The sequence below is a fragment of the Promicromonospora aerolata genome, assembly GCF_042682255.1.
GTDB classification, from domain to species: domain Bacteria; phylum Actinomycetota; class Actinomycetes; order Actinomycetales; family Cellulomonadaceae; genus Promicromonospora; species Promicromonospora aerolata.
Map to the genome: position 1 here is coordinate 3,295,825 of NZ_JBHUHF010000001.1, position 13,370 is coordinate 3,309,194.

Below are 13,370 nucleotides of genomic sequence, written 5' to 3' on the forward strand. Positions count from 1 at the left end.
TTGACGTCTTTGTCGCGGGGCGGTGGAGCTATTTGATTCCGGTGGTCGCGATCCCCTTGACGAGGTACTTCTGCCCGAACAGGAAGGCGATGAAGACGGGGATCAGGGACACGATCGACATGGCGAACAGTGATCCCCACGAGCTCTCGCCCGTGGAGTCGACGAACGTGCGCAGCGCGATCGGCACGGTGTACATCTCCGGCCGGGTGAGGAAGATGAGCTGGCTGAAGAAGTCGTTCCACGTCCAGATGAACGTGAAGATGGCGGTGGTCGCGAGGGCCGGCATCGACAGCGGCAGCATGATCTGCAGGTAGATGCGCAGGTGGTTGGCGCCGTCGAGGGTCGCGGCCTCGTCCAGCTCCCGCGGGATCCCGCGGAAGAACTGGACCATGAGGAAGATGAAGAACGCGTCGGTGGCAAGCAGCTTGGGCACGATCAGGGGCAGGAACGTGTTGACCCATTCGAGCTGGGAGAACAGCACGTACTGGGGCACGATCACCACGTGGATCGGCAGCATGATCGACATCAGCATGATCGCGAACCAGAGCCGCTTTCCCTTGAACTCGAGCCGCGCGAACGCGTAGGCCGCGAGCGAGCAGGAGAGCAGGTTCCCGAGCAGCGACCCGAGCACGACGATCGCCGAGTTGATCAGGTAGTGGCTGAACGGGTGCAGCAGCGCGTTCCACCCGTCCGTGTAGTTGGACAGGTCGATGTCGGTGGGGATGAGTCCCGGCTCGCGGAAGATGAGCGCGTTCGGCTTGAACGAGCTGGCCAGCATCCAGAGCAGCGGGTACAGCATCACGAAGCCGAAGGTGATCAGGCCGGCGTGCTTGAGCAGGCTGCCCACCTTGGCGCGCAGCTGCCGGCCGCGGGGCCGTGCGGTAGGACGGTGGTCCTCGGTACCGGGTGGCCGGTCGCCGTCGGACGGCGGCAGCACGGCCGTCGCCGGAGCGGTCTGTGTGGGCGTGGAGGCGTCAGTCATCGTAGAAGACCCAGTACTTGGAGGCGAGGAAGTTGACTGCCGTCATGCCGCCGATGATCAGCAGCAGGAACCAGGCCATCGCCGAGGCGTAGCCCATGTCGAGGGAACCGAATCCCTTGAGGTAGAGGTACAGCGTGTAGAGCAGCGTCGAGTCGGACGGACCGCCGTTGCCGCCGCTCACGACGAACGCCCTGGTGAAGGACTGGAAGGCCTCGATGAGCTGCAGCACGAGGTTGAAGAAGATGATCGGCGTCAGCAGCGGCAGCGTGACCGACCGGAACTGGCGGAACTTGCTCGCGCCGTCGATGGCGGCGGCCTCGTAGTACATCTGCGGGATCTGCCGCAGGCCGGCCAGGAAGATCACCATGGGAGCGCCGAACGTCCAGACGTTGAGCGCCATGAGCGTGCCGAGGGCGTAGTCCGGGTGCGAGACCCAGCCCTGGCCCTGCACCCCGAAGAGTGCGAGCACCTGGTTGACCAAACCGTCCGCGCCGAAGATCTGGCGCCACAGGATGGCGATGGCCACCGACCCGCCGAGCAGCGAGGGCAGGTAGTACACGGAGCGGTACAGGGCGAGCCCGCGCATGCCCCGGTCGAGCAGCAGCGCGAGGCCCAGGGCCGCGGCGAGCTGCAGCGGCACCGACACGAACACGTACAGGAACGTGACGCCCAGGGAGTTGAGGAACCGCGGGTCCTCGAACATCCGCGTGAAGTTCTCGAGGCCCACCCACTGCGGCGGCGAGAGCAGGTCGTAGTCGGTGAAGGACAGGTACAGCGAGGCGCCCATGGGCCCGGCCGTGATGAGCACGAGCCCGACGAACCAGGGCGCGAGGAAGAACAGCGCCCAGAGGCCGTCGCCCTTTCTTCGTGGGCTGGCGCTCCGTTTGCTGCGGGAGAGCTCCTGGATCACTGACATGGGTTCACCCCCGCACTGGCGGGCGGGGGCTCGGACCGCCAAGGTCCGGGCTCGCGGTTCGGGTGGCGCATCGCGTTGTCCTCCGGATCGTCGTCGATCCCCGGTCGCATCGGTGAGAAACCGGTCTCTGGTGGAGGAACGTACCACATGAGCAACCGGTTTCCCATGGTGTACCGTCACATCGGGAAACCGGCAGCGAGGGGGCCGCGCCAAAGATGGCTCGGAGCCCCCGTACGCCGGTCGGACGAGGGTGACGGACGGAGAGCAGATGGTCAGCGGCAGCGCACGGGGCGCAGGACAGCGCACAGGTCAGCGCCGTGTCATGGCCACGATCGGGGATGTCGCGGCCGCGGCCGGCGTGTCGCGGGCGACGGTCTCCCGCGTCATGAACGGGCGGAGCACCGTCGACGCGACCATCGCGGAACGGGTGCGCGAGGCCGCGGCGGGGCTGAGCTACCGGCCCAGCAACGCCGCACGGAGCCTGGCGCTCGGCCGTACCCAGACCGTGGCCCTCGTGGTCCCCGACCTGGGCAATCCCGTGTTCCAGCAGATCCTGCGGGGCGTCATGGACGGCGCCGCGGAGGACGGCTACCGCGTGCTCGTGGCGGACACGGTCGAGGACGACCAGCAGGAGGGTGCCATCGCGCTCGAGGCGCGGATGCGCTGCGACGCCCTGGTGCTGGTGTCACCACGCATCGGGGACGCCGAGCTGAGCGCGCTGATCGCCGACGTCGAGCCGGTGGTCCTGGTGAACCGGGAGACCGGCGGCGCGGCGCCCAGCCTGGTCGTGGACTACGAGGACGCCGCGCACCAGGTGGTCGAGCACCTCGTCTCGCTCGGCCACCGCCGCATGGTGTATCTCGGCGGTCCGGTGCGCAGCGCGTCCGACGAGCTGCGCCGTGCCGGCCTCGACCGCGCCCGGAAACGGCATACGGACCTCGAGATCATCGACCTGCCCGCGGGACCGGACATCCAGGCGGGGCACAGCGCCGCGCCCGCCGTCCTCGCGACCCGCGCCACCGCCGCGGTGGCGTTCAACGACCTGGTCGCCTTCGGTCTGCTCGCCGGCCTGAACGAGGCCGGGGTGGCCGTGCCCGCCGACATCTCGGTGGCCGGTTTCGACGACATCGAGCTGTCCCGATACGCCACACCCGCGCTGACGACGGTCGCGGTGCCGCAGGCCGAGCTCGGCCGCCATGCCTGGAGGGAGCTGCACTCCGTGATCGACGACGACGCCCACCCCGCACGCTCTGCTCGATTCACACCGAGCCTGGAGGTGCGCGGCAGTACCGGGCCGGTACCGCAGGGCACGGAGCGCGTGCACGTCACGGACGACGACGGCGTCGTCGTGGCCGTGCAGCGCGAGGAGGTCCCGGCCGTGCCGCCCACCGTGCCCCCCACCTGGTCCGTACCCGTGGATCCCGACTCGGACGCCGTCGTGCTGACCTGCGACGGGCTGGAGCTGGTGCGCCGCGACGCGGGCGACCGCATGCCGAAGGTGCACGCCCGGCGCCCCTACCTGCACCCGGTGCACACCCTGGCGGGCGTGCCGCTCACGGACGTGAGCCCCGTGGACCACCGGCACCATTACGGCGTCGGCATCGCCGTTCCCGACGTGAACGGCACCAGCCACTGGGGCGGACGTACCTTCATCGAGGACGTGGGCCCGACGCTGCTGAAGAACCACGGCCGGCAGATGTCGCAGGGCGTCCGCGTCGAGGCCGCGCCCACGGCCCGCGCGGCCGGAGCCGGTGCGCAGGCAGGTGAGGTGCTGGTCGAGGACGTGCTGTGGGCGGACGAGCACGGTGACCCGCAGCTCCGTGAGGAGCGCCGCGTGACGGCGCGCCTGCTCCCCCAGTCCCCCGGGTCCGCCGCCGCGCCGGGCTGGGTGCTCGACTGGCGTTCCACGCTGCATGCCGACCACGGTCCGCTGGAGATCCGGTCACCGGCCACGAACGGTCGGCCGGGTGCCGGCTACGGCGGACTGTTCTGGCGCCTGCCGATCGCCGAGAGCACGTCGGTGCTGTCTGCGGCGGGCGCCGGCGAGAACCGCGCGCACGGCAGCTCGTCGCCGTGGGTGGCGTTCGTGCAGCAGCAGGGCGGTCGGTCCACGACGCTGCTGCTGGTGCAGCCCGGCCAGGTCCGGCCCTGGTTCCTGCGTTCTGCCGAGTACCCGGGTGCCTGCCCGGCGCTCGCCTGGGACTCGCCGCTGCTCGTGCCTGAGGGCGGCTCCGTGCAGCTCGACCTGGTGGCCGTGCTGCTCGACACCGCGCTCACGAGCTCGACCGCGGCCGCACTCGCCGCGGACCTCACCGACGGCGGCCACCGGTGAGGCCGCCGAAGATCGCGGTGGTGGGCATCCACGGCCACGGGGGCTCGCACCTGCGGGCGGTCGCCGAGCTCGAGTCCAGGGGGCTCGCGCGGCTGAGCGCCGTCGTCGACCCCCAGAAACCCGACGACGCTCCCGCGGCGTGGTTCGCGAGCCTGGGTGACCTGCTGTCGGCGGACGCCGGCATGCTGCCCGACGTCGTGGTGCTCTCCACGCCCATCCATACGCACCTGCCGCTCGCGCGTGCCGCGATGGAGGCGGGTATCGACGTGCTGCTCGAGAAGCCGACCACGGCTTCCCTCGCGGAGCACGCCGAGCTCGTCGCCGTCGCCGAACGGACGGGGCGGCTGTGCCAGGTCGGCTTCCAGACGTTCGGGTCGCACGCGCTGCCCGCCGTCGTCGACACGATCGCCCGCGGCGAGGTGGGACAGGTGACCGGCATCGGGGCCGTCGGGACCTGGGTCCGGACCGCCGCGTACTGGGCTCGCTCGCCCTGGGCGGGGCGGCGGCGCATGGGCGACCGCGCGGTCGTGGACGGCGTGGTGACCAACCCGCTCGCGCACGCGGTGGCGACCGCCCTGTGGGTCGGCGGGGCCCGGGCCGGCACCGACCTCGCGTACGTGAACACCGACCTGTGGCGGGCCAACCCGATCGAGGCCGACGACACCTCGTCCTTGCGGGCCGTCGGCACGGACGGGACGCGGTACGGGTTCGGCCTCACGCTGTGCGCGGCGGAACGCACGCCGGCGCGGGTCGTCGTGCAGGGCACCTCCGGGGAGATCGAGCTCGAGTACGAGCACGACCTGGTCCGGCTGCGCACCGGGCGCGTCGTCGCGGAGAAGCAGTACGGACGCACGGGACTCCTGGAGAACCTGCTCCGGGCCCGCACCGGAGAACGGCTGCTGTGCGACGTCCGGGACACCGGCGCGTTCATGCAGGTGCTCGAGGCCGTGCGCACGGCCGCCGACCCGACGCCGATCGGGGACGCGTTCGTGGACTGGCAGGACGGTGTCGCCGCGAGCTCCGCCAGCGGTCCGCGCACGATCGGCGGCTCCCAGGGCAATCCGGACGGCGACGCCCGGCACCCGGTGGTGCGCGACGTCACCGAGTGGTGCGAGCGGGCCGCACGCGAGCAGCGCACGTTCACCGAGCTCGGCGCCCCCTGGACGGTCCAGAAGTAGCCCGACCGACCGTGGGAAGGTGCTCCGGTGCTGTCCGTACTGACTGCCATCGGGTCGATGGCGTGCATCGTGGCTCTCGGCTGGGTGGTCCAGCGGCGCGGCCTGCTCACCGGCCGCGCCCTCCCGCGCGGCGGCGCCCCGGGCGGCTCGGGGTCCGGTGCCGACGGCGGCGGAGCCCGCCAGGTCCTCGCCACGCTCTCGTTCACGATCTGTGCGCCCGCGCTGATGTTCAGCACACTGGCGTCGACCGACCTCGCGCACGTGGTCTCGCGGGGCGCCGCGGTCACCTGGGTCACCACCGCGGCGCTCGCCCTGGTCAGCGCCGCGGTGGCGCGGTGGGTGCTGCGGCTCCCGGCCGGCCCGGTCGCCGTGACGACCCTCGCCGCCGTCTACGTCAACGGCGGCAACATCGGCATCCCGCTCGCCGTCTACCTGTTCGACGACGCCCTCGCCGTGGTGCCGACCCTGCTCTTCCAGCTGCTCGTGCTGGCTCCGGTGACGCTCGCAGTGCTCGACCGGTCCGGGGCGGGGGTGTCCGGGGCGTCAGGGTCCGGGGCTCCCCGGACCGCCGCCCGGTCGGGCTGGACGTCGGTGGTCCGTGTGCTGCTCGCGGCCGTCCGGAACCCGATCACGGTCGGCACCCTGGCCGGTCTGCTGGTCGCGGTGCTGGGTGAGCTGACGGGGTTGCGGCTGCCCGACGTCGCCCTGCTGCCCTTCGACCTGATCGGCGCCGCCGCCCCGCCGCTCGGTCTGCTGACGTTCGGGATGACCCTCGCGGTGCCGATGCCCGCGGTCTCCGCACCGGCTCCCGGGACCCGGCTGTCCGGCGACTCGGCACGGGCGACGACGCCGTGGTGGGCGGGCCGCGACCGGCTGCTCGTGCGGGCGGTGGTCGCGCTCGCCGTCCTGGTGCGCAACGTGCTGCACCCACTGGCGGCATGGGGCGTCGGGGCCGCCGTGGGGCTCGACGCGCCGGCGCTCGCCGTTGTCGTCACGATGGCGGCGCTGCCCACCGCGGTGAACGTGACCACGTACGCGACCCGGTACGGCGTGTTCGACGGCGTCGCGGCGCGCGCCACCGTCTGGACGACCGCGCTCTGCGTCCCCGTCCTGGTGGCGGTCGGCGCGCTTCTGAGCTGACCGCCCCCGCCCCTGCCTCTGCCCTGCCCCCCAGCCCGCAGGCGAGATCGGTCGGATGTCATGAGATCGGTCAGTTAATTGACCGGTCTCATGACATCCGACCGAAGTCGATGAGTTCGGTCAGATACCGAGGGCGAGGTCCTCGATCCGGACCGGATCCCCTGTCTCCAGCGAGCGGTTGCCCGCGTAGCCGACCGAGGAGGCGCGCACACCATCGACGTAGCCGGCCGCGCGGCCGAGCGGGTCCTGCTCGCCCGTCGGTGCGAAGACGCTGGCCAGCAAGAGCGCGTCGCCACCGCCGTGTCCGCCGCCACCACGCACGATTGGCCGCTCCTCTGCGCGCTCCCAGTGGCGCTGCACCACGAGCCGTTCCCCGATGGGCCGCACCGGGTCCTGCTCGTAGACCTCGGTGGCGCTCGGGTCGAGGATCGCCGCGCCGTTCTCGCCGAACTCGACGGAACCACGCTCGGTGACCTCCAGCTCCGCGCGGCCGCGCGTGCCGTTCACCACCACCCGGTAGCCCTCCCACGGCGCGTGCGCGGTGAGCGAGTAGGTCAGCAGCGCGCCGCCCTCGTACTCGACGACGAGCCCGAGCGTGTCCTCGGTGGTGATGCCCGCGTCGAACACCGACCGGTTGCGCACGTACCCGTCCACCGCCTGGGCCTCGGGCCCGTACAGGGTCGACAGCCACTCGTTCTTCTCCACGGAGAGCTGCCACGGGTCCACGCCGCGCTCGTTCAGCGCCCGCTCGGCCTCGGTGGCCTCGTAGCCGGTCTCGTGCGCACCGTCGTCGCCGTAGAAGCGCCGGCCGCCCGTGGCGAAGACGCGCCGCGGCACGCCGTCGATCCACCAGTTGACCAGGTCGAAGTGGTGGCTCGACTTGTGCACCAGGAGGCCGCCGTTGTTGATCTTCTCGCGGTGCCACCTGCGGAAGTAGTCGGCGCCGTGCACCGTGTCGAGGGCCCAGTCGAAATGGACCGAGAGCACGCGGCCGATCTCACCGCTCGCGATCACCTCGCGCAGCGCGCTGTTGCGCGGCGAGTACCGGTAGTTGAACGTCGTGACCAGGTCCCGCCCCGTCTCCGCGACGGCGTCGACGATCTCCCGGGCCTGGTCGGCGTGCGCGGCGATGGGCTTCTCCACGACGACGTCGGCGCCGGCGCGCAGCGCCCGAGCGACCAGGTCGCCGTGCGTGCGGTCGACCGAGGTGACGATCACGCGGTCCACGGACTGCTCCGCGATCGCCTTCTCCAGATCATCCGGCTCGTAGACGGGGCGGATGCCGCCGAGCGCGGCCGCGACCCGCGCCTCGTACGCCGCCGCGCGCACCGGGTTGGGCTCCACCCAGGCGACGATCTCGCCGTCCGGCGCGTGCGTGCCGATCAGGGCGTTGATGTACATGGAGGCACGGTGGCCCGTGCCGACCACCGCGTAGCGGCGGCGCCCCTCGGGCAGCGGGCCCGACGGCGGCGCGGGCTCCTGTGTCGGACCGGTGATCGGCTCGGTGGTGGGCTCGCTGGTCGGCTCGGGCATCGGTGGAGAGCTCCTTCGGTCGTCGTCGACGTCGGGTGGATGGGATTGAAACGATACGACGCTCGGAAAGCGCTGTCCATGGTCAGTGGGGAAGAGGGCGGTGTCCCGGTCCGGGAGTGCCGGTCCGGGAGCGCCGCCCTCGGTTCACCGCTCGGGGGTGATGACCACCTGTCCGGCCCAGGCGAACCCGCCACCGAACCCGAACAGGAGCGCCGGCACGCCCGCCGGGATCTTGCCGGCGTGCCACCACTTGGACAGTCCCATGGGGATCGACGCGGCCGACGTGTTGCCCGACTCCGTGATGTCCGTGACCACCACCTTGCCCTCGAGCCCGAGCGCCTTCGCGAGCGGCTCGATGATCCGCAGGTTCGCCTGGTGCGCGACGAGCACCTCGATGTCGTCCACACTCAGCCCGGCCCGCGCCACGACGTCCCGCGCCCGCTCGGCGGCCCGCGTGATGGCCCACTTGAACACGGCCCGGCCGTCCTGCTGGAACTTCACCTCGGGCACCTCGATCCGCACCGCCGGCGTGAGCTCCGGTTCCGTGCCCCACACCACGGGCCCGACGGCGGGGGCGTCCGCCGCCTGCAGCACCGCCGCACCCGCGCCGTCGGCCGTGAGGATACAGGTCGAGCGGTCGGTCCAGTCCGTGTACGCGGTGAGCTTCTCCGCGCCGATCACCAGGGCCGTGCGCGCAGAACCCGTCCGGATCGCCTGGTCGGCGAGCCCGACCGCATGCGCGAATCCCGAGCACGCCACGTTGAGGTCCATCGCGGCGGGACCCACGACGTCGCGCAGGTCGGGTGCCTCCTCGCCCTCGGGCGTCGAGGCACCCGGCTGGACACCGGTCCGCAGCGCGTACGCGACCCGGCCCGCCGTGTTGGGCGAGCGGTCGTCGTTGGTGGCCGTCGCGACGATCACCAGGTCGACGGCGTCCTCTGTGACACGGGCGTCGGCGAGCGCGTGCTGGGCCGCGGCGGTCGCCATGTCGGCCACCGTGACGTCGTCGGCCGCTACGTGGCGGGTGACGATGCCGGTGCGGGACCGGATCCACTCGTCGTTGGTCTCGACGAGGTCGGCGATGTCCTCGTTGGTGAGCGTTCTCGGCGGCTGGTGATGCCCCAGGCCGATGATGCGGGACCCGGCAGCGCCGGACGGGAGTGCGAGTGCGGGCGTCGTAGCCATGAGGTCAACGTAGCGCGCCGAGGTCGAACGGCTCGACGGTGAGGCCGGGAACCCGCTCCCTGGCCGCCCGCGCGATGCGCTCCTCCGCGCCCGGCCCGGTGGTCGGCACCTCGCCCACCTCCCGGAGCGCCCCGCGCAGCTGCGCGTCGTACCGCTCCCCCATCGCCGCGTTGCGACCCTTGTACGTCCACGCGATGAGATTGGCCAGGGCGAACCGCGGGCCGCACGAGCGGCAGGACAGGATGCCCGACGGCCGCCGGAACCGCGTGGTCCGGTGACCCGCCGAGCACGTCCCGACCCATGGCCCGTCGATCGACGGTGCCGACGGGTCTACGCACCGCCGGCCCGAGCACCCGATCCGTACCGCCACCTCGCGCCAGGCCGGACCGTGCTTGGCCCGCGGCCCCGCGAGCGCGTGCGCCACCTCGTGCAGGATCGTGTCCCGCACCTCGCGCTCCTCGTGGATCCGGGTGAGCGGCGCGGACAGGCTGATCCGGCTCTTGCCGTAGCTGCACATCCCGGCGCGCCGCACGGCGTCGTCGAACTCGAACGTCCAGGCCTTCAGGCCGTGCTGGTCCATCAGCTCGCGCGCCAGGCGCGAGGCGGCGACAAGGTTCATGCGTACCCCTGCGGTGATCGTGGTGAGTGCGTCCGGCCGTTCCGGACGCTGTCGAACCTACGGGGCTCCACTGACACCCGCGCAAGGTTATCCACAGGCCCGTACCGCAGGCCCGGGGCGCCTCCATACGGCATGGCCCGTGCCGGCGAGCCGGCGGGCCGTCCGAGCGTCTGACCTGCGTCGCCATAAATCGTGGCACCATTTCGGCCCATGGGTCATCAGGAGCAGTTTCGTCGTGCAGCGCTCGCCCTGGACGTTCCGGAGGACGAGGTCAGCAGGTTCATCGGGCACCTCCGGTGGGCGATCAGACTGGACGGACTCGCCGACCCCGACGGAATTCCCGTCGGACGGTTCGGCGGGCCGCCCCGGCTGCCGGTGGGGACGAGCTGGCCGGACAACGGGCAAGGGGACCTGCCGTTCGTCTTCTCCGTCGACTGTGCGGCACTGCCGCGGGTCGACGGATTCGACCTGCCCCGGGACGGCTCACTCCTGTTCTTCCTGGACCACCAGTACGACCATGAGGAGTGCCACGCCGAGCACCGGGGATACGCGCGGGTCATGCACATACCGGCAGGCGTTGAGACCGCGGTAGCAGAACCTCCGCACCCCGAACTGGTCGCCGACGAGCAGTACGACGTCGACGCCGCGGTCGTCGCGTGGCTGCCCGACTGTCTCGACATGGACGAGCGCGAGATGCTGCCCTTCCACGAGCAGCTGGCACGTGAGCTCAGGAGCTCGATGCCGCACCTGGACGAGCTCGAGGCCCTGGCCGACGAGCTCTGGCCTTCGAGCGACGGGCTTTCAAGCGGCTTTCTCGGCGGGTACCCCGACGACGAGCTGCTCGAGACGCTGGCGGAGCAGATCCTCCGGGAACGCGAGAAGACCGAGGGGACCACCATCCCGCAGGAGGAATGGTTTGACCGCATGGCGGACGAACAGCGCCAGCTGATGAACGAGTGGATGTCGCTCGCCAGCTTTCTCCCGTTTGCCGAGTTCTACTACGGTCGTATGTCGATCCACCGCGACGACCTGGCCGCCGGCCGTCTGGACAGGATGCTCTCCATGACCCACTTCACCGAGTAGAAGAGTTCACGGAGCGCCGCCTCGCCCCCGCCGGGAGCTGCCAGCACCGCTGCGTCACCCGAGGGGCGACCCGGCCGGCGGGATCGGGAAGTTCGTCCGGAACACGTTCGACGGGTCGTAGGCCGCCTTGACCGTCCGCAGCCGGCCGAGCGTCGGCTCCGGGAACGCCTCCAGCAGGCGCTCGGGCCGGTCGTCGGTGTCGAACGAGAGGTAGGAGCCGTCCATCACGGGCCCGATCTCCGCGTCCCACGCCTGGTTGATCCGGTCCTGGTCGCTCCCCAGCGCCGTGAGCGCGAAGTTCTGGTGCCGGTGCGCGTAGGCGGTCGCGTCGGGCGCGACGTCGTTCCCGGCGCCACCCGTCGCACGGATCTGCGTGAAGTAGGACTCGCCTGATCCCAGCAGCCGCTCGATCGCGCGGCTGGTGCCCTGGTCCAGGTGGGTCAGCAGCCCACCCCGCGCGGACGGGTCGCCACCACCCGAGTGGTGAGGTGCCTCCTTGCGCACCACACCCGAGTAGGGCAGCAGCTGTGCCTGGTGACCGAGCAGCGGCCCGGCGTCGGCCAGCAGCTCCAGCTGGGCGATGGCCTCATCCGGATCTGCGTCAGCGCCCTCCGCCGCGATCACCGTCATGAGCTGCGCCATCGGTCCCTGCCCGCCGCGTCCGCGGCCCAGGATCAGGAACGACGTGAGCCCGCGCGGCGCCGCCTCGACGGTGGCGCCCCATTTCTCCAGGAGTCCCACCATGTCGGTCGCGTCGAGCGTCATCTGGGAGAAGACCACGTCGCCGACCGCGGCGGCCTCGATCTCCAGCCAGGTCACCACGCCCATGTTCCCGCCGGCGCCGCGCAGCGCCCAGAACAGGTCCGGGTGCTCGTCGCGGGAGGCGTGCAGCACGCGTCCGTCGGCGGTGACCACCTCGGCGGCCACCACATGGTCGATCGTCAGGCCCTGCAGCCGGCCCAGGAACCCGATGCCGCCGGTGGTCCCGAGCCCGCCGACACCCACGCCGCCGTGGTCGCCCGACGTGATGGCCCAGCCGCGCGGCGCGAGGATCTCCGCCACCTCGCCCCAGGTGGCCCCGGCGCCGATCCGCACACGCCGCGTGGCCTCGTCGACCACCTCGACCGACCGCATGCCGCTCATGCTGAGCACCACCCCGCCGTCGTTCGTGGACCGGCCGGAGATACCGTGCCCGGCCGAGCGGACGGCGAACTCCACGTCCTGCTTCTGTACCCAGGCCAGCCCGGACGCGACCTCGTCGGCGCCCTGCGGCCGCAGCACCAGGCCCGGAGCCCCTGACCGCAGGTAGTTGTGCCGCACGGACCCGTACTCGCGGTCGCCGGGCTCCACGGCCCGGGCGGCCAGCTCGGGCGGGAGCGAGTCGTAGTCGATCCCTTGCCGCCGGGCGGCCAGCGCCGTCGCACCACGGCGGGCCGACGCCGGCGCCGTGCCGGCGCTGCGCCGTTCGGCGGCGACCGCTTCTCGGACGGCCGGGACGACCTCCTGCGCGAACGCTTGGATCTGGTCCGGGTCGTCACCCATCGCGATGAACGTGCTGACGCCGTCCTCGAGCGCCATCCGCGTGATCTCCTCGACCCACTGGTCGGCGGGCCCCTGCAGCGGACCCGACGAGCGGTCGGTGATGGCCCCGCCCACGTTCAGCAGGCGACGGATCTCGCTCGGCGAGCGTCCGGCGGCCAGTGCCGCCTCGTCGATCGTGGCGTTGCCGCGGGCCAGGTCGCCGTCCTTCAGGTAGGGCAGCGAAGGCAGCCAGCCGTCAGCCTTCGTACCGATGAGGCGGAGCATGCGCGGCTTGAGCGCACCGAGCCAGATCGGGATGTCGTGCGCCGGGGCCGGACCACGCTTGGCGCCGTTGACCTGGTGGAACTTTCCGGCCACGCGCAGCGGCGTCCGGTTGTCCGCGTCCCAGATCCCGCGCATGATCTCGATGCCCTCCTCGAGGGCGCCGACGGCCTCCCCGGGAGTGCGGCGCGGGCCACCCATGGCGGAGATCGCGTCCCAGAACCCGCCGGCACCCAGGCCCATCTCGAACCGGCCGCCGCTCAGGAGGTCGAGGCTCGCGGCCGAGCGCGCCACGACTGCGGGCTGGCGCATGCCCAGGTTGACCACGTTCCCGGAGATGTGGATGCGCTCGGTCTGGGCGGCCACCCAGGACATGAGCGTCCAGGTGTCGAGGAACGACGACTGGTACGGGTGGTCCTGGAACGTGACCAGGTCGAGGCCCAGCTGCTCCGAGAGCTGGGCCAGCCGGACCGGGCCCTGCGGATCGGCATTGGTCGGGGTGATGAACGTGCCGAAGAGCAGGTCGTGCCCGTAGTCAGTCATGTGCCTTCTGTCCTGTTCCGGAGTCGCCGATAATCGTCTGTCGGTCAGATGATATT

At 71.7% G+C, this 13,370-nt stretch carries 10 protein-coding genes; 4 read left to right on the forward strand and 6 right to left on the reverse strand.

Annotated features, from left to right (window positions below):
- Window positions 1-28 precede the first annotated feature (28 nt).
- Window positions 29-982 carry a carbohydrate ABC transporter permease gene (locus ACFSL2_RS14730; RefSeq protein WP_377198576.1) on the reverse strand — a complete coding sequence of 318 codons (954 nt, stop codon included), beginning with the start codon at window positions 980-982 and terminating at the stop codon, window positions 29-31.
- Window positions 975-1,898, reverse strand: a complete 924-nt coding sequence (locus ACFSL2_RS14735) for a carbohydrate ABC transporter permease (protein WP_377198577.1) — start codon at window positions 1,896-1,898, stop codon at window positions 975-977. The genes ACFSL2_RS14730 and ACFSL2_RS14735 overlap by 8 nt, the downstream gene beginning before the upstream one ends.
- A gap of 322 nt (window positions 1,899-2,220) precedes the next feature.
- Here ACFSL2_RS14735 and ACFSL2_RS14740 point away from each other — a divergent pair, with 322 nt between their 5' ends.
- From ACFSL2_RS14740 to ACFSL2_RS14750, 3 genes are read left to right on the forward strand one after another with little or no spacing between them, the layout of a single operon-like run.
- Window positions 2,221-4,230: a DUF6807 family protein gene (locus ACFSL2_RS14740; RefSeq protein WP_377198578.1), complete on the forward strand. Its 2,010-nt coding sequence runs from the start codon at window positions 2,221-2,223 to the stop codon at window positions 4,228-4,230.
- Window positions 4,227-5,408, forward strand: coding sequence for a Gfo/Idh/MocA family protein (locus tag ACFSL2_RS14745; RefSeq protein WP_377198579.1), 1,182 nt, complete (start codon window positions 4,227-4,229; stop codon window positions 5,406-5,408). Before ACFSL2_RS14740 ends, ACFSL2_RS14745 begins: the two co-directional genes overlap by 4 nt.
- Before the next feature lie 27 nt (window positions 5,409-5,435).
- On the forward strand, window positions 5,436-6,548 hold the full coding sequence (locus ACFSL2_RS14750) for an AEC family transporter (protein WP_377198580.1): 1,113 nt from the start codon (window positions 5,436-5,438) through the stop codon (window positions 6,546-6,548).
- A 120-nt stretch (window positions 6,549-6,668) separates the two neighbouring features.
- Here the strand turns inward: ACFSL2_RS14750 and ACFSL2_RS14755 are convergent, their stop codons facing one another.
- The 3 genes from ACFSL2_RS14755 to ACFSL2_RS14765 all read right to left on the reverse strand — a co-directional run bounded on the left by ACFSL2_RS14755 (window position 6,669) and on the right by ACFSL2_RS14765 (window position 9,885).
- Entirely contained in the window at window positions 6,669-8,081 is a 1,413-nt protein-coding gene (locus ACFSL2_RS14755; RefSeq protein WP_377198581.1) for a Gfo/Idh/MocA family protein, read from the reverse strand.
- Between the two features lie 144 nt (window positions 8,082-8,225).
- Window positions 8,226-9,266: a 3-oxoacyl-[acyl-carrier-protein] synthase III C-terminal domain-containing protein gene (locus ACFSL2_RS14760; protein ID WP_377198582.1), complete on the reverse strand. Its 1,041-nt coding sequence runs from the start codon at window positions 9,264-9,266 to the stop codon at window positions 8,226-8,228.
- 4 nt (window positions 9,267-9,270) lie between these two features.
- Entirely contained in the window at window positions 9,271-9,885 is a 615-nt protein-coding gene (locus tag ACFSL2_RS14765) for a SprT-like domain-containing protein (protein ID WP_377198583.1), read from the reverse strand.
- Between the two features lie 210 nt (window positions 9,886-10,095).
- Here ACFSL2_RS14765 and ACFSL2_RS14770 point away from each other — a divergent pair, with 210 nt between their 5' ends.
- Entirely contained in the window at window positions 10,096-10,968 is an 873-nt protein-coding gene (locus ACFSL2_RS14770) for a DUF1963 domain-containing protein (protein ID WP_377198584.1), read from the forward strand.
- Window positions 10,969-11,022: 54 nt separating this feature from the next.
- On the opposite strand, the gene ACFSL2_RS14775 is transcribed toward ACFSL2_RS14770, so the two are convergent.
- The gene (locus ACFSL2_RS14775) at window positions 11,023-13,314 is read right to left on the reverse strand and encodes an LLM class flavin-dependent oxidoreductase (protein WP_377198585.1); all 2,292 of its coding nucleotides are present in this window, start codon (window positions 13,312-13,314) and stop codon (window positions 11,023-11,025) included.
- Window positions 13,315-13,370 lie beyond the last annotated feature (56 nt).